This window comes from Paratractidigestivibacter sp. (assembly GCF_052362415.1).
Taxonomy (GTDB): domain Bacteria; phylum Actinomycetota; class Coriobacteriia; order Coriobacteriales; family Atopobiaceae; genus Paratractidigestivibacter.
Genome location: NZ_DAWEMK010000003.1, coordinates 1 through 16,321, shown reverse-complemented (window position 1 = coordinate 16,321; position 16,321 = coordinate 1). Strand labels below are relative to the sequence as shown.

Annotated in this window: 14 protein-coding genes; 9 read left to right on the top strand and 5 right to left on the bottom strand. The window is 66.6% G+C overall.

Features of this window, described 5'->3' with window-relative positions; all coding sequences use genetic code 11:
• The first annotated feature begins 806 nt into the window (after positions 1–806).
• The 9 genes from ACT84W_RS00690 to ACT84W_RS00650 all read left to right on the top strand — a co-directional run bounded on the left by ACT84W_RS00690 (position 807) and on the right by ACT84W_RS00650 (position 8,642).
• Positions 807–1,250 carry a PTS sugar transporter subunit IIA gene (locus tag ACT84W_RS00690; protein WP_417575267.1) on the top strand — a complete coding sequence of 148 codons (444 nt, stop codon included), beginning with the start codon at positions 807–809 and terminating at the stop codon, positions 1,248–1,250.
• A complete protein-coding gene (gene yajC / locus ACT84W_RS00685; RefSeq protein WP_417575268.1) occupies positions 1,250–1,540 on the top strand; it encodes a preprotein translocase subunit YajC in 291 nt (96 codons plus the stop codon). Before ACT84W_RS00690 ends, yajC begins: the two co-directional genes overlap by 1 nt.
• A gap of 60 nt (positions 1,541–1,600) precedes the next feature.
• Positions 1,601–2,083, top strand: coding sequence for a PTS N-acetylgalactosamine transporter subunit IIB (agaV, locus tag ACT84W_RS00680; RefSeq protein ID WP_417575269.1), 483 nt, complete (start codon positions 1,601–1,603; stop codon positions 2,081–2,083).
• 106 nt (positions 2,084–2,189) lie between these two features.
• The gene (locus ACT84W_RS00675) at positions 2,190–2,990 is read left to right on the top strand and encodes a PTS mannose/fructose/sorbose/N-acetylgalactosamine transporter subunit IIC (RefSeq protein ID WP_432290585.1); all 801 of its coding nucleotides are present in this window, start codon (positions 2,190–2,192) and stop codon (positions 2,988–2,990) included.
• The gene (locus tag ACT84W_RS00670; protein WP_444327877.1) at positions 2,980–4,029 is read left to right on the top strand and encodes a PTS system mannose/fructose/sorbose family transporter subunit IID; all 1,050 of its coding nucleotides are present in this window, start codon (positions 2,980–2,982) and stop codon (positions 4,027–4,029) included. The genes ACT84W_RS00675 and ACT84W_RS00670 overlap by 11 nt, the downstream gene beginning before the upstream one ends.
• 179 nt (positions 4,030–4,208) lie before the next feature.
• Complete coding sequence (locus ACT84W_RS00665; protein ID WP_444327876.1) at positions 4,209–4,937, top strand: GntR family transcriptional regulator; 729 nt, start codon at positions 4,209–4,211, stop codon at positions 4,935–4,937.
• A 47-nt stretch (positions 4,938–4,984) separates the two neighbouring features.
• A complete protein-coding gene (locus ACT84W_RS00660; protein WP_444327875.1) occupies positions 4,985–6,151 on the top strand; it encodes an SIS domain-containing protein in 1,167 nt (388 codons plus the stop codon).
• Positions 6,152–6,161: 10 nt separating this feature from the next.
• Positions 6,162–7,319, top strand: coding sequence for an N-acetylglucosamine-6-phosphate deacetylase (gene nagA / locus ACT84W_RS00655; protein WP_417575274.1), 1,158 nt, complete (start codon positions 6,162–6,164; stop codon positions 7,317–7,319).
• Between the two features lie 111 nt (positions 7,320–7,430).
• Positions 7,431–8,642 carry an alpha/beta hydrolase gene (locus ACT84W_RS00650; RefSeq protein ID WP_432290581.1) on the top strand — a complete coding sequence of 404 codons (1,212 nt, stop codon included), beginning with the start codon at positions 7,431–7,433 and terminating at the stop codon, positions 8,640–8,642.
• Positions 8,643–8,742: 100 nt separating this feature from the next.
• Here ACT84W_RS00650 and pknB read toward each other — a convergent pair whose 3' ends face one another.
• The 5 genes from pknB to ACT84W_RS00625 form a co-directional block, all read right to left on the bottom strand.
• The gene (pknB, locus tag ACT84W_RS00645; protein ID WP_444327874.1) at positions 8,743–10,773 is read right to left on the bottom strand and encodes a Stk1 family PASTA domain-containing Ser/Thr kinase; all 2,031 of its coding nucleotides are present in this window, start codon (positions 10,771–10,773) and stop codon (positions 8,743–8,745) included.
• A gap of 138 nt (positions 10,774–10,911) precedes the next feature.
• On the bottom strand, positions 10,912–13,836 hold the full coding sequence (locus tag ACT84W_RS00640) for an FtsW/RodA/SpoVE family cell cycle protein (protein WP_444327873.1): 2,925 nt from the start codon (positions 13,834–13,836) through the stop codon (positions 10,912–10,914).
• A gap of 22 nt (positions 13,837–13,858) precedes the next feature.
• Complete coding sequence (locus ACT84W_RS00635) at positions 13,859–15,121, bottom strand: Stp1/IreP family PP2C-type Ser/Thr phosphatase (RefSeq protein ID WP_444327872.1); 1,263 nt, start codon at positions 15,119–15,121, stop codon at positions 13,859–13,861.
• On the bottom strand, positions 15,118–15,531 hold the full coding sequence (locus tag ACT84W_RS00630) for an FHA domain-containing protein (protein WP_417575279.1): 414 nt from the start codon (positions 15,529–15,531) through the stop codon (positions 15,118–15,120). The genes ACT84W_RS00635 and ACT84W_RS00630 overlap by 4 nt, the downstream gene beginning before the upstream one ends.
• Positions 15,528–16,321, bottom strand: a 794-nt coding sequence (locus ACT84W_RS00625) for an FHA domain-containing protein (protein ID WP_444327871.1), incomplete at its 5' end; no start/stop codon positions are given. The genes ACT84W_RS00630 and ACT84W_RS00625, both read right to left, overlap by 4 nt.

Here is a 16,321-nt window from a genome sequence, read left to right as displayed (position 1 = left end):
GTGCGCACGCCACCTACGTGCTCATGGACTCCAGCAAGGTGGGGGCGCGCGGCCTCATGTGGTTTGGCAGGCTCGACGCCGCCGACGCGGTGGTCATGGAGAAGGACCCGGACGGCAAGGTCGCCGCCGACCTGGAGGAGACCTCCTGCGAGCTGCTGCTCGCGTAGGCGAGCATGGCTTTGCCTGCCCCGCCGCGCCAGCCGGCCCCCGCCGTCAGCCTGCTTCCTCTCTCGATGCCCGCTTACCGCCGTCCCGTGCGCGAAAAACGTTCGGGACGGCGTTTTTTCTTGCCCGCTTTCGATATCTTTCGTTTGGCTAGAAACGAAGCGGCGGACTCGTTGTTCAGACGACCTCGTGCACCCATGTGAGATGGATTCCAGCTTTTGAAGAACCCCTGATTGGATAGGTTGAGGCCGAATTGGTATCAACCATTAGGACCACAAAAGCAGGGCTCATCTTCATCAAATGCAAAGTAAAAGAAAGTAATCTACTTAGCTATCTTGAGATAAACAGCACATGTTTTTATGTGTAACACAATGAGAACATGCAGGTAAAAGGCACAAAACACCGTGAACGGTAGTAAATGCATCGGTCAGCGGTCATTTTTGCCGTTTGTGGAAGGTGTGAAGGAAACCTGTAGCAAATCCAGCTATAGTGGCCTTACTCGCCGATGGTTACAACCAGTTAACCGGACGGCAGCATAGAGCAATAAACGCGGCATTAATACGAAATTCAAGACTCGTAGGGTTCTTCTCAGCAAGCGGACGCAGGCTCGGGAAGGGCCCGACATTTAAGGAGAAGCACACATGGTCGGTTGCATCCTCACTGGACACGGAACCTTCGCCGAGGGCGTCGGCGGCGCGCTCGAGATGGTGGGCGGCCCGCAGGAGTCCTTCCGGTCCGTGTCGTTCCACGAGGACGAGGCGGCCACCTTCGGCGACAAGCTTGCCGCGGCGATCTCCGAGATGTCCGCCACCTGCGACGGCGTCATCGTTTTCTGCGACCTCATGGGCGGCACGCCCTTCAACCAGGCCATGATGGCCGCGGCCGCCACCCCCGGCGTCGAGGTCGTCACCGGCACCAACCTGCCCATGCTCCTCGAGACCCTCTCGACCCGCATGCCCGACTCCACCGTCGACGAGCTTGTCGAGTGCGCCCTCGCCGCCGGAAAGATGGGCGTCGACCACAAGAAGCTCGAGGTCGCCGACGACTCCGACGACGACCCGTTCGGTGAGGAGGATGGTCTGTAATGCCCGCGAACTTCATGGAGAACATCCTCGCGTCCTCCATCGTCTTCCTTGTGTTCCTCGCCGTCATCGGCGTGATCTTCTCGATCGTCAACTACCGCCGCATGAGCAAGCAGAAGGACTACTACAAGGACGTCCACACCGAGCTCGCCCCCGGAAAGAAGGTCGCCTTCGCGAGCGGCCTCATCGGCAAGCTCGTCCGCGTCGGCAAGGAGACCTGCGACATCGAGGTCAAGTCCGGGGCCGTCATCGAGGTTTCTCGCTACGCCGTCCAAGAGATCCTGGACAAGTAGCAACGTCGCCGCAAGCAGGTACTGAGCGCTCCCGCGGGAGCAAGTAGAGAGGAAGCCATCATGGCAGAGCCCAACATCGTCCTCGTCCGCATCGACAACCGCCTCATCCACGGCCAGGTCGCAACCCAGTGGACCTCCACCGTCGGCGCGAACCTCATCCTCGTCGCCAACGACGAGGTCGCCGGCAACAAGATGCGCCAGAACCTCATGAACATGGCCGCCCCCCAGGGCGTCGCCACCCGTTACTTCTCGATCCAGAAGACGATCGACGTGATCTTCAAGGCCGCGCCGCGCCAGCACATCTTCATCGTCGTCGAGAACCCCGAGGACGCCCTTCGCCTCGTCGAGGGCGGCGTGCCCATCAAGAAGCTCAACATCGGCAACATGCACATGGCCGACGGCAAGCGCCAGGTCGCGACCTCCGTCGCCGTCGACGACGCAGACGTCGCCGCGTTCAAGAAGCTCCAGGAGCACGGCGTCGAGCTCTCCATTCAGCGTGTCCCGTCCACGCCCGTCGAGAACACCGACAAACTCTTCTCGTAAGAGCACCGCGCGTCCCTAAGCTCGGTTCTAGGCGCCGCTCGGCGCAGGAACATAGTCAATTGGTCCCCCGGGGAGGGGGAAGACAAAAAGGAAAGGAGGAGCAAAGATGGAATACTCAGTCATTCAGGTGGCCCTGGTCTTCATCGTCACGTTCATCGCGGCTATCGACCAGTTCAGCTTCCTCGAGTCTCTGTATCAGCCGATCGTCACTGGCATGGTGATCGGCCTCATCCTGGGCGATGTCCAGACCGGCCTCATCGTCGGCGGCACCTACCAGCTGATGACCATCGGTAACATGCCGATCGGAGGTGCCCAGCCCCCCAACGCCGTCGTCGGCGGCATCATGGCTGCGACGCTCGCGATCTCTCTGGATCTGGACCCGAACGCGGCCGTCGCGATGGCCATCCCGTTCTCGCTCCTGGGCCAGTACGGCGTGACGCTCATCTTCACCATCATGTCCCCGCTTATGTCCAAGTGCGACCAGTACGCGGCTGAGGCCAACCCCAAGGGCATCGAGCACATCAACTACCTCGCTATGTGCCTGCTCGGCCTCATCTTCGGCGTCGTCGTCACCCTGTTCTTCATCGGTGGCGCCACCATGGGCCAGGCCGTTGTCGACGCGATCCCCAAGTGGCTGTCCGCGGGCCTGTCTGCCGCCGGTGGCATGATGCGCTTCGTCGGCTTCGCCATCCTGCTCAAGTTCATGATGACCCGCGATATGTGGGGCTTCTACTTCATGGGCTTCGGCCTTGCCCTGGTCGTCGCCAACATCCCGGCGCTGGCCACCCCCGCACTGCTCATTCTGGCCTTCATCGGCTTCGGCATCGCTTTCTGGGACTTCCAGCAGCAGACCGAGCTGAAGGGTGCCGTTGCTACCACGGACGGAGGTGAGGAGGATGGCATCTAATGTCACTACCTACAAGAACCTCACGCCTGCTCCTGATCTCGATCAGAAGACCCTTAACAAGATGGCTTGGCGCTCCTGCTTCCTGCAGGCGTCCTTCAACTACGAGCGCATGCAGGCGGCCGGCTGGCTGTACGGCATCCTCCCGGGCCTCGAGAAGATCCACACCGACAAGGACGACCTTGCGGCTTCCATGACCCACAACATGGAGTTCTTCAACATCCACCCGTTCCTGGTCACCTTCGCCATGGGCATCTGCCTGTCCCTGGAGCAGAAGAAGGCCGACATCCCGACCATCCGCGCCGTCCGCGTCTCCCTCATGGGCCCGCTCGGCGGCATCGGCGACGCCCTCTTCTGGATGACCCTCGTGCCGATCCTCGCGGGCATCACCTCCCAGATGGCCATCGCCGGTAACATCGCCGGCCCGATCGTCTTCCTGCTCATCTTCAACATTATCCAGTTCGCCATCCGCTTCGGCCTGATGAACTGGTCCTACAAGATGGGCACCCAGGCCATCGACGCCCTCATGGACAACATGAAGGCGTTCACCCGCGCGGCCTCCATCCTCGGCGTCTTCGTCGTCGGCTGCCTGACCGTCACCATGGGCGGCACCCAGATCGCGCTGACAATCCCGAACGGCTCCTCCGAGTCCTATGTGGCCCACACCGCCACCGTCTCCAACGACGAGGTCTCGAAGTTCGAGGTCATCTCCAAGAGCGACGACGGCACCACCACCGCTGGTATGGTCGACGCTGACGGCGAGGCCCTGACCACCGTCGACGCCTCCGGCGCCAAGATCACCGCCGGTGCCACCGATCTCGGCAACGGCATGAGCGAGGTCACCTACATGGAGATGGTGGAGACCCCCGTCACGGTCGACTTCGCCTCCATCCTCGACTCGATCTGCCCGAAGCTCATCCCGCTCGCGCTGGTCATGCTCCTCTACTACCTCTTCGCCAAGCACAACTTCACCCCGATGAAGGGCATCGTCCTTATGCTCGTCCTCGGCATCGTTGGCGGATTCTTTGGAATCTGGGCGTAGCGAGTAGCCTTCCGATGGGGAGGCGCGCGGGAACGTCCCCGCGCGCCTCTCTTTTTCGAGTAAGTGGTAGGTACCAATTTGCGGTATGGTTGGGCCAGGTTCCACGGCGTCCGCCTCGGCGGCGTCCGCGGGGCATGGCCTGGGTATATCCGAACGAGACCGAGTGAAGGGGGGGCGCCGTGGCCGCGGCGGCACGCAAGCAACCACTGTACGACCAGCTGGTTGACCTCTTGAGCGAAAAAATCCAGAACGAGATGCAGCCCGGCGACGCGCTGCCCTCCGAGCGCGACCTCGCCGAGACCTACGGGCTCTCGCGCACGACGGTTCGCTTGGCCATGTCCGAGCTCGAGGAGCTCGGGCTCGTCACGCGCAGGCACGGGAAGGGCACGTTCGTCTCGAGCGTCTCGCGCGACACGACCGACCTCATGGGCGCCTACAGCTTCACCGACCAGATGCGCTCGCTCGGCCGCGTTCCGCGCACGGAGGTCGTCGACTTCGAGATGCGCGAGGCGTCGCGGTTCGTCGCCGAGCACATGGACCTCCACCTGGGGGAGGGGGTCTACCGCATGAGGCGCCTGCGCTGGGCCGACGACGTCCCCATGATGCTTGAGCGCACCTACATGCCTGCGCGCCTCTTTGCCGGGCTCACGCAAAAGATGGTCGAGTCAAAGCCGCTCTACGAGATCGTCGAGCAGGACTACCGGATAAAGATCAAGACCGCGGAGGAGGCCTTCGGCGCCCGCGCGGCCCGCGCCGACGAGGCCAAGCTCCTGCAGATCGAGGGGGGCGCGCCGGTGCTGCACCTGGTGCGCACGACCTACAACAGCAAAAACATCGTCATCGAGTACACGCGATCAGTCGCGCGCGCCGATATGTTCGAGTACAAGATCGTCCACACACGCAATTAGCGTTTGGCGATGCCGTGCCCGCGGGCCGGCAGGAAGGAGTTGCACGTATGTTCAAGTTCGATGTGGCGGAGCTCACCAAGATGGGTGCCCAGATCACCACCGCCGAGATCGCCCAGCAGCCCGAGCTCTGGCGCGATGCGTTCAACATCTACAAGAAGAACCTCGGGGGAGTCGAGAAGTTCCTCGCCGAGGCCCGCGCGATGGGCGAGGGGCGTCTTTCCATCGTCTTCACCGGCGCCGGCACCTCCGACTACGTCGGCGACACCTGCGCCCCCTACCTGCGCCACGCCGGCAACACAGCCCTCTATGACTTCAAGCCCGTCGCCTCGACCGACATCGTGAGCGCGCCGCGCGATTTCCTCGACCCCGAGGAGCCCACGGTCCTGGTGTCGTTCGCCCGCTCCGGCAACAGCCCCGAGTCCCTTGCCGCCGTGCAGATCGCCCGCAAGTTCGTGAAGAACGTCAAGTTCCTCAACATCACCTGCGCGCCTGAGGGCACCCTCGCCGTCGAGGCCGAGAACGACCCCGACTCCTACACCATCCTGATCCCGCGCGCCAACGACAAGGGCTTCGCGATGACCGGCAGCTACAGCTGCATGACGCTCATCTCGACCCTGATCTTCGACGAGTCCAGCCTCGAGCAGAAGGCTGCTTGGGTCGAGCAGATCGCGAAGATGGGCGAGGAGGTCGTCGAGCGCGAGCAGGAAGCCGCCGACTACCTCGCGGGCGACTTCAACCGCGTGACCTACCTCGGCTCGGGCTCTTTCGGCGGGCTTGCCCAGGAGTCCCAGCTCAAGATCCTCGAGCTCGCCCACGGCCTCGTCGCCACCTCCTTCGACACCTCGATGGGCTACCGTCACGGGCCGAAGTCCTTCGTCGACGACAAGACCCTTGTCTTCGTCTACGTCAACAACGACGAGTACACCCGTCAGTACGACCTCGACATCCTGCGCGAGATCGGCGGCGACGGCATCGCCGCGCGCACCATCGCCGTGCAGCAGGACTGCGGCGAGATCTACGAGGGCGACTCCTTCACCTTCAAGGGCTACCCCGAGCTGCCCGAGGGCTACCTCGCGCTCCCGTTCATCATGTTCGCCCAGACGGTGAGCCTGCTGAACTCCGTGCGCGTGGGCAACACCCCCGACACCCCCAGCCCCACCGGCACCGTCAACCGCGTCGTCAAGGGCGTGACCATTCACCCGTTTACTGCCTAAGGAGCGCGTGATGAGCAAGTACGCCATCAAGGCCTCGAAGTTCCTTCTTCCCGGCGCCGTCATGGCCGGCGGGTACCTGACCATCGAGGACGGGAAGTTCGGGATGTGGTCGGCCGAGGTCCCCGAGGACCTGCCGGTGGTCGACGAGTCGGGCAACTGGATCGCGCCCGGCCTCGTGGACACGCACATCCACGGCTTCTATAACCACGCGACGACGGACTGCGACGCCGACGGCATCAACGCCTCGAGCGCGGAGCTCGCCCGTCGCGGCACCACGAGCTGGTTGCCGACGACCTTCACCGAGTCCTCCGAGCACATCCGCGAGGCGTGCGCCGCCATCGCCGCCGCCGACGAGAAACGCGACGACTCCTTCGTCGGTGCCCATATCCAGGGCATCTACCTCGAGGGGCCCTTCTTTACGTCGAAGCACGTGGGTGCGCAGAACCCCGCGTACCTCGTGGACCCTTCCTATGAGGACTTCGCATCGTGGCAGGAGGCCGCGGGCGGGCGCATCCGCAAGAGCGCCTTGGCCGCCGAGCGCGACGGCGCGGCCGAGTACTGCGCCAAGCTCGCCTCCGAGGGCGTCGTGACGAGCATCGGGCACTCCGACGCGACCTACGACGAGGCCCTGGCCGCGGTGAACGCGGGCGCCACCTGCTTCGTGCACACCTACAACGGCATGCGCGGCCTGCACCACCGCGAGCCCGGCATCGTCGGCTGCGCGATGACGACGCCCGAGACCTACGCCGAGATCATCTGCGACGGCCACCACGTGGTCCCCGCGGCGATCAAGGCCGTGGTCAACGCAAAGGGCTGGGACCATGTGGTTCTCATCACCGACTGCCTGGGGCCCGGCGGCATGCCCGAGGGCGAGTACATGAGCGGCGGCCTGCCCGTCGTCATGCGCGACGGCGCATGTTACCTGCGCGACGGCAGCAGCCTTGCCGGCTCCATCGCCACGCTCGCCCAGATCGTCAAGAACGTCTATGACTGGCAGGTCGTGACCGCCGAGCAGGCGCTCCGCATGGCCACCGAGGTCCCCGCGCGCTCCGCGGGCATCGCCGGCTCCTGCGGCTCCATCCTGCCCGGGCGAGACGCCGACTTCATCGTCCTCGATGCCGAGCTGAACCTCGAGGCGACGTATATGGCCGGCAAGCTCGTGGAGTAACGCTCACGGGAATTATCGCCTCCCTTGGGGACGGGCGCCTGCTCGCGCGGGTGCCCGTCCCTTATACTTGGTTCAAATAAACCGCAGCTAAAACATACTGGAGGTCATAGGATGAAGATCGGTAAGCCCTTTGGCAGGACGCCGAAGGAGAAGAGCTCGAAGCTCTATGAGGACCGCGTGGTCAATGCCGACGTGCTTCCGGTCGAGAAGCCCAGCTACAGCGCGTTCGGCTCGCTCGCCGGCTTCGTCGCGTGCCTCGTCGCCGCCGGCGTGTTCTGCATCGTGTCCGGTCCCGAGCACCTGCTCGTCGGAATTGGCCTCATCGTATTCGGCGTTGTGCCCGCAGTCGCCATCGCCGTGCAGGGCGTGAAGCTCGGCAAGCAGATCGACTCGGGCGAGGTCTCGCTCGCGCCGAAGGTCGCGCCCGACGTGTTCGGGGAGCAGGCCGATCGCTTCTGGCAGATCGAGAGCAAGGAGCTGACCCGGGCCGAGCTCGACGACGCGTCGCAAAAGCGCGCCCGCGAGCTCGAGACGACCAAGAGCTGGTTCGGGTTCGCGCGCGCCTCGTTCGAGGCCGTCGATTTGCGCGCGTCCGACGGATGCCGACTTGTGGGGCATGAGCTCCTGTGCGGGGCGCCCTCGAACAAGTGGCTCGTCTATGCCCCCGGCCTCGGCGGGACGTGGAAGAGCGGGCTTGTGGTGGCGAGCCGCTTCGCGCGGGCGGGGTACAACCTGCTGCTCGTCGACATGCGCGCGCAGGGCGAGAGCGGCGGCGTGGCGATGGGCTACGGCCACATCGAGCGGCGCGACCTCGTTGAGTGGTGCCGGTTGATCGCCGAGCGCGATTCCGATGCGCGGATCGTGCTCATGGGTCAGTCGATGGGCGCAGCCGCCGCGGTCGAGGCCTCCGCGGAACAGGACCTGCCTGCCCAGGTCAAGGCCGTCGTGAGCGACTCTGCGTACGCCGATCTGTGGAACGAGGCGATCTATCTGCTGGGCAAGGGCGTCAACGGGAGGTCGATCTCCCCGCATCCGGTGCTCGACATCGCCCGGCTCGTGGTCCGTGGCGGCGCCTCGGGTCTCGACCTCGCGGACGCGAGCGCCGAGCAGGCCGCCAAGGGCTCGCGCGTGCCGAGCCTCTACATTCATGGAGCCGATGACGTCGCGGTCCCGCCCTACAGCGTCCGTCGCCTGTCGGAGGCGGCCGCATGCGAGCACGAGATGCTCAAGGTCCCCGGCGCCGGCCACTGCTGCGCCGCTCTCGCGGACCCCGATGCGTACTTCTCGGCCGTCCTCGCCTTTGCGGAGAAGCACGTCGCCTAAACCGTCCTCGCCAACTACTGACAGAAAACGGGCGCGGAACCGGTTTGACTCGCCGGCTCCGCGCCCGTTTTTTGCGTCCAAATAGTTTGCCGCAGTAAGGCTACTGACCCGTCTCGGTCCCCGTGGTGGAGCCTCCGTTGGTGTCGGTGCCCGCGTTGCTGCCGTTGCCGCTGTTGTCGGAGTCGCCGTTGCTGCTGCCGCTGTTGTTGCCCGAATTGCCGCCGGAGCTCTGGGTCTTGGTGGTCAGGGTAATCGTGGTGCCCTTCTCGGCCTTGTTGGTCACGGATTGGTAGGTCACCGTGCCGTTCGCGCTGCAGCCGTCCGCGAGCGCCACGTTGAAGCCGGCGTTCGCGAGGTCGTACTTGGCCTCGCTGTAGGACTCGCCGACGACGTAGGGGACGTCGACGCGCTTGTCCGCGGGGCCACTGGACACCGTCACGGTGATGGTGTCGGTGGCCTTGGCCTTGGAACCGGCCGAGGGGTTCGTGCGGGCGACGGTGCCGGAGCTCACGGAGTCGGAGTTGTCGTAGACGACCTTGACGTCGGTGAAGCCCGCGTCCTTGAGGGCGGACTTGGCGTTGTTCTCGGAGTAGCCCGAGACGTTGGGGACCTCGATTTCGTTGGGGCCTGCCGAGAGGTAATACGTGATGGTGTCGCCGGCCTTGGCGGTCTTGCCGGCGTCGACGCTCTGGCGGCAGACGTGGCCGACCTCGATGGTGTCGCTCGGCTCGGAGTTGCCGCTCTTGCCGGTGAGCTTGACCTGAGCGAGCGCTGCCTCGGCCTCCTCGGGGGTCTTGCCCGTGAGGTCGGGGACCGTCACCGTCGCCGCGGGCTCGGGGCCCTTCGAGATCGTGAAGTTGATCACGGTACCCTCAGGGAACTCGCGCCCCTGGTTGGGGTTCTGGTCGACGACATAGCCCTCCTGGATGTTCGAGTCGTACTGCTCGGAGATCTTGTAGGTGAAGTGGCCGTCCTTCTCGATCGCCGCGATGGCCTGGTCCTTGGTGAGGCCGCTCAGGTTGGGGATCGGGTAATTCTTCGTTCCGGAGTTGAGGAGCGCGAACGCGACGCCGATGGCGGCGATGACGGCGATCACCGCAGCGGCGATGCCGATCTTCTTGTTGCGGCTGTGCTTCTTCTCGCGCTCGGCCTCCTGCTCGGCGGCCTGCTCGGTCGCCGTCTGTGGACGGTAGCGGTTCTCGCGCTGGATGCGCGGGCCCACGGCGGTCGCGCCCTGGCCGGGCTCGAGCTTATTGGTCACGGCGGCGCCCAGAGGGGCGGTCATCGCGGCGGTCGCGCCGGCGACGGCCGAGAGGCGCCCTGCGAGGTAGTCGCGAAGCGCGCGGTTGAGCTCGTCGGCCGTCTGGAAGCGCGCGGCCGGGTCCTTCTGCATGCACTTGAGGATGATGGCCTCGAGCGAGGGGTCGACGTTGGGGTTGAGCTGCGAGGGCGGCTTGGGCTGCTCGTTGACCTGCTTGAGGGCGACCGTGATCGCGTCGTCGCCCTGGAAGGGAACCTGGCCTGTGGCGGACTCGTACATGACGATGCCGAGGGAGTAGATGTCGGTCGTGGGGCCGAGCTCCTTGCCCTGCGTCTGCTCGGGGCTGACGTAGTGGGCGGTGCCGAGGACGGAGTTGTCCTGGGTGAGGTGGCTGTTCTTTGCGCGCGCGATGCCGAAGTCCATCACCTTGATGTTGCCGTCGGGCTGCACCATGATGTTCTGCGGCTTGATGTCGCGGTGGATGATGTCGTGCTTGTGCGCGACGCTGAGGGCCTGGGCGATCTGGCTGCCGATCTGGGCGACCTTCTTGCAGTCGAGGGCTCCGTGCTTGCGGATGCCGCTCTTGAGGTCGGTGCCGCGCAGGTACTCCATGATGATGTAGTAGGTGTCGCCGTCCTTGCCCCAGTCGTAGACGCTCACGATGTAGGGGCTCTGGAGAGCGGCCGCGGCCTGCGCCTCCTGCTTGAAGCGGGCGGCGAAGGAGGGGTCCGCCGCGTACTGCGGCAGCATCGTCTTTATGGCGACGGTGCGTCCGAGCACCGAGTCGCGGCCGCGGAACACCGTGGCCATGCCTCCCGTGCCGATCCTGTCCTGGACCTCGTAACGCCCGCCGAGAACCTTACCTGGCATCTTCTCTCCTATCCCGCTCGCGGATGCTCCCGCGCGTAAAAACTCCTGTTGCTGCGTTTATGGTTCGTTCTCTCGTCGCCTGTGGCGTGGCGCGTCGCTTCCGCGCCGTGCCGGTTGCCTCGGGTCGTTTGATCACCATCAGGCACCAGCTCCTGCCGCTTGTATGCTGAGGGTCGAAGCGATGACCTTGCCGGCCAGCGAGGCCGCGAGCCCCTCGACGTTCGAGCCGTTGCCCTCGACGCAGACCGATACGGCGAGCGTCGGGTTGTCGTACGGCGCGAAGCCGATGAAGAGCGAGTTCACGTTGTTTCCGCCGACCTCGGCGGTGCCGGTCTTGCCCGCGACGCGCGTGCCGGAGACCTGGGCGCCCATGCCCGAGCCCTGCTCCACGCAGGCGAGCATGGCCTCTTTGGTCTTCGAGGCGGCGTCGGCGCCCACGGCCTGGCCGAGCGACTTGGGGCTCGTGGTCGAGACGGTCGCTCCCTCGGGCGAGAGCACGTGGTCGACCACATAGGGGTTCATGGCGACTCCGCCGTTGGCTATGGCCGCGGCGACCACGGCGTTCTGCATCACGGTCACCTGCGGGCCCGCGGGGCTCGCGTGCTCGCCGACGGGCTGCCCGCATGCCGCCCAGGCGGTCTCCCACTCCGTCATCTCGGAGGGGTTGGGCATGAGCGAGGAGCGGCACGAGAAGTCAAGCCCGAGCTCGCGGCCGAAGCCGAAGGCGTCGGCGTAGCTCACGAGCTTATCGGCCCCGAGCTTTTGGCCGACCTGCGCGAGCGCGGTGTTGGAGGAGACCGCGAGGGCGTCCTTGAGGCTTATGGTGCCGTAGTCGTTGTTGCGGAAGTTCGTGACCTGGGCGTTGCCGATCTCGATGGACGCGGGCGCGTTGATCTGGTCGTCGAGGTGGGCCTGGCCAGAGTCAAGGGCCGCCGCAAGCGTGACCGCCTTGAAGGTGGATCCCGGCGTGTAGAGCGCCTGGGTCGCACGGTCGAGCATCTGGGTGCCGCCGGCCGCCATGACGTCGCTCAGCTGGTCGTTGCTGTAGGTGGGGGCGGAGGCCTTGGCCAGGACGGCGCCGGTCTTGGGGTTGAGGACGACGATGGAGCCCGTGTACCCGTCGAGCGCCGCCTCGGCGGCCTTCTGGATCTGCGAGTTCAGGGTGAGGCTCACCGTCGCGCCGGAGACCTGGACGCCGGCGAGCGAGTAGAGGGCGCTTCGCCAGTCGGAGTAGTCTGCGTGCCCGGTTAAGGTCTCGTTCATGGTGGACTCGACGCCGGTGGCTCCGAACTGGTTCGAGATGTAGCCCACGGTGTGCGAGGCGAGCGAGCCCAGCGGGTAGCTGCGCAGGTAGGTGCCGTCTGCCTGCTGGATGCTCTCGGCAAGAGTGACGCCGTCGGAGGTTACAATGGCGCCGCGCTGGACGTAGGCGGTCTTCGCGATGGTGTGGTTGTTGTTGGACATCGACTGGATGTTCTGCGCGTCGACCTGCTGCAGGTAGGTGAGGTTGGCGATGAGCGCGGCAAAGAGGAGAGAGAACACGCTGACCAGCGCGGTCAGGCGCTTGCCCAGGGCCACGCGGCCGAGGACGCCGGACTCGGCGGACTGCACCTTGAAGCTGCCGCGTGCGTGGCTGCCGTGCACGACGCCGCGTACGGCCTCGCCGGCGGCGCCCACGAGCTTCTCGTTGCTCTGGGTGCCCAGAAGCGCGCTGCCCGTCGCCTGGGCGGAGGCGAGCTCCTCGCCGTGGCCCGTGGCGTCGTCGCCGGCGCGCAGCAAGAGGCCGACCACGATGAAGCTCGCCAGCAGGGAAGTGCCGCCCTGGCTCATGAAGGGCAGGGTCACGCCGGTCAGCGGCAAGAGCTTGGTCACGCCGCCGACGATGAGGAAGGCCTGGAAGGCGAGCGCGCTCGTGAGGCCCACGGCCGCGAAGGCCGCGGAGTCGGACTTGGCGCGCGCCGCGGTCGCGAAGCCACGGACGCAGAGCAGCAGGTAAAGGATGAGGACCGCCGAGGCGCCCAGAAGGCCGCTCTCCTCGGCGATGGCGCTGAAGATGAAGTCGGACTCGACGACGGGGATCAAGGTGGGCAGGCCCTTGCCGATGCCCGAGCCAACGAGCCCGCCGTCGGCGATGGAGAACAGCGACTGCACGATCTGGTAGCCGCCGCCCTGCGCGTCGGACCAGGGGTCGAGCCAGATGTTCACGCGGGTGCGCACGTGCCCGAACACGTGGTAGCAGAAGACGCCGCCCACGGCGAGCAGGACGAGGGAGACCGCGACGTAGCTCACGCGGCCCGTGGACACGTAGAGCATGACGACGAAGAAGACGAAGAACAGAAGCGCGCTGCCGAGATCGCGCTCGAACACGACGAGCAGCAGGCTGATGCCCCAGGTGACCAGCAGCGGGAGCAGCATGCGCATGCGCGGCAGCGTGAAGGGGCCGACGCGGCGCATGGAGATCGAGAGCGCTTCTCGGTTGGAGGCCAGGTAGAAGGCCAGGAACAGCACGATGAGGATCTTCGCGAACTCGCCGGGCTGGAAGCCGAAGCCGCCGATGTAGACCCAGAGCTTGGAGCCGCCCTTCTCGGTGCCGATGAACATCGGCAAAAGGAGCAGCAGCACGCCCACGAGGCCGAGGGTGTACTTATAGCGCGCGAGCTCCTCGAAGTTCCGGGCGAAGGCGAGCACCGCCACCATCGCGGCGACCGAGATGAACAGCCAGATGACCTGGTTGACGGCCAGCTCGGGGGCCAGGCGCGTGAGGTAGGTTATGCCGATGCCCGAGAGCAGGAACACGATGGGCAGGATGGCGGGGTCGGCCGCCGGGGCGAGCCGGCGGATGGCCATATGGGCGCACGCGAAGGCGCCGAGAAGCCCCAGCGGCACTCCGAGGTTCTCGAGCCCGAGCTGGTTGCCCGTCGTGAGCACGTACATGGAGTAGAGGAGAAGCACGGGGATGGCCGCGAGCCCGAGCAGGAACAGCTCGGTGTGGCGGCGCTGGAAGCCGCGGCCCTCTTCGATGACCTGGGCGGCGAAGCGGTTGCCCGCCTCCCCGCGCGTCATGGTCCTATGCCTGCGGCGCATGCTATTCGCCCCCGTTCTGAGTCGCGGAAGGGGAGGCGCTGCCGTCGACCGGCGCGCCGGGGTTGCCCTCGGACTTCGCCTCGTCGGCCACGTTGGCCGCGGCGGTCTTGTTCGCGTCGATCTGGGCGCGGTAGGCGTCGAGGGTATCGCGGCCCGCCTGCTCGCTCGTCACGCGGATGCCCTGCTCGAGCTGGTCCTGGACGGAGGCCGGGAGGTCGTTGACGGAGATCGCGCTCGTCTCGACGAGGCTGCCGAGCGGGATGCCGAGGACGCTCGCGTTCACGCCGCGGTAGATCCCGACGGTGCCGTCGTTGACCGAGAGGTACCACTCCCCGCGGACGAAGGCGAGGCAGACCGCCGTGGTGACGACGAGAAGGGCGACGAGCAGCGCGCCCACGAAGCCGGCACGCTTGGCGAGCCGGCGGCGGTTCTTCTCGGCGGAGCCGTCGTCGACGACGTCGACCACGACGACCGTCACGTTGTCCAGGCCGCCGGCGGTGAGCGCGGCGGCGACGAGGTTGTCAGCGGCCTGCTGCGGCGTCGCGCTCGAGACGGCGAGTGCCTCGATCTCGCTGTCGGGGATCATGGACGAGAGCCCGTCGGAGCACAGGATGACGCGGTCGCCGTTGCTCACCTCGAGTGAGAAGTGGTCGGCGTACATGTCAGGGTCCGAGCCGAGGGCGCGGGTGATGATGGAGCGCGAGGGGTGCGTGCGGGCCTCGTCGGCCGTGATCTGGCCGGAGTCCACGAGCTCCTCGACATAGGAGTGGTCGTGCGTCACGCGGACGATGGTGCCGCGGCGCAGCAGGTAGATGCGGGAATCGCCCACGTGGGCGACGGACATCTTGCCCTCCTCCAGAAGGCAGCAGGAGGCGGTGCAGCCCATGCCGGGCTTGCCCACGCCGTCCTCGGCGCCCTGGATGACGGCTGTGTTCGCGGCCTCGACGGCGGCCCCGAGGAGCACGTCGTCGGCGCCGGCGGGCGCCTTCTCGGCAATGGTTCTCACGGCGATGGCGCTCGCGACCCCGCCCGCGGCATGCCCGCCCATGCCGTCGCACACGGCAAAGAGGGGCGCCTGGATGAGGAAGGAGTCCTCGTTGTGGCCGCGCACGAGACCCACGTCGGAACGCGCGCCCCAGCTGAGGGACGCGCTCGTGCCCTGCACGGCGTCCGCGCCGGCGCGGCCCTCGACGGGCATCTCGGCGCGGCCGGGCGCGTTGGCGGGCTCTTGGGCTGCGGTGTTGTTCAGCTCGTCCAAGCTCATCCGCGGCTCACCCTCATGATGGTGTCGCCGACCTGCACCTCATCGGCGTCGCGCAGCGTCACCGCCTGGGTGATGGGGTGGCCGTTGACGAGGGTGCCGTTGGTCGAGCCCAGGTCCTCGAGGACGAGGGCGGGGCCCTGCAGGGTGAAGCGGGCGTGAGACGACGAGACGTAGGGCTCGTCGACCACGATGTCGGAGCTGGGGGAGCGGCCCACGATCACGGGGCCGAGGATGTCCACGTGGAGCCCGCGCAGGTTGCGGGTGCCCTTCTCGACGTCGACCGACCAGATCGCGGCATCGCGGCGCTGGCCGCGGACGAGGCCCACGCCGGTGCGCATGACGGCGAAGAGAAAGAGGTACAGGACGATGACGAGGACGACGCGCCCTATAAAGAGGACGAGATCGATCATCGGTTGGTCTCCCTGAACTCGAGGTTCACGAGGCCCAGCGTGAGCAGGTCGCCGTCGCGCAGGACGCACTCGTCGACGTCGACGTCGTTGACCAGCGTGCCGTTGGTGGAGCGCAGGTCGACGATGTGCCAGTCGCGCCCGTCGTAGCGGAGCTCGGCGTGGCGGCGGCTCACGTTGGGGTCGCGCAGGACGATGCCGGCCTGGCTGCGCTCTCGGCCGATGATGGTCGAGGGGGCGCTTCCGGTGAAGGTGCGGCCGGTCTGGCGATCGATGAGCAGGCAGGTTGCCGCGGGGGCGGCAGGTATCCGGGGCCCGCCGAGGCCCACGCCGTAGGGGTCGGGGTTGGAGAAGGGGTCGCTTGCAGCGGCGGCGACCTCCGCGGCGGCGCCCGCCTGGGCGGCAACGCTGGCCGCGACGCCGGCGCTGGAGCCGGCAGCGACGCCCGCGGCGACGTTGGCGGCCGCCGCGTTGCCCACGCCGCGGCGCAGGTCGACGAGCGGGCTCGCGGCGGGACGGCGCTGGGTCATGGGCACGGGGATGGCGGCGTGCGCCGCCAAGGGGTCGACCAGGGGCGCCGCGGCCACCGGCATGGGGGTCGAGGAGGTCGAGGACGCCACGGGCATGGGTGCCGCGTCGGCGTAGTCGTAGCTCGAGGGGATCACGTCGAGCCCGGCGTCGGCAAAGCCGACCGGGGAGAGGTCGCCGACGGGCACCGACGAAACAGGGCGCTCGGAGAAGGCGTCGGCGGCAGCCATGCCCGCGGCGACGTTGGCGGCGCCGTTGGGAGCCT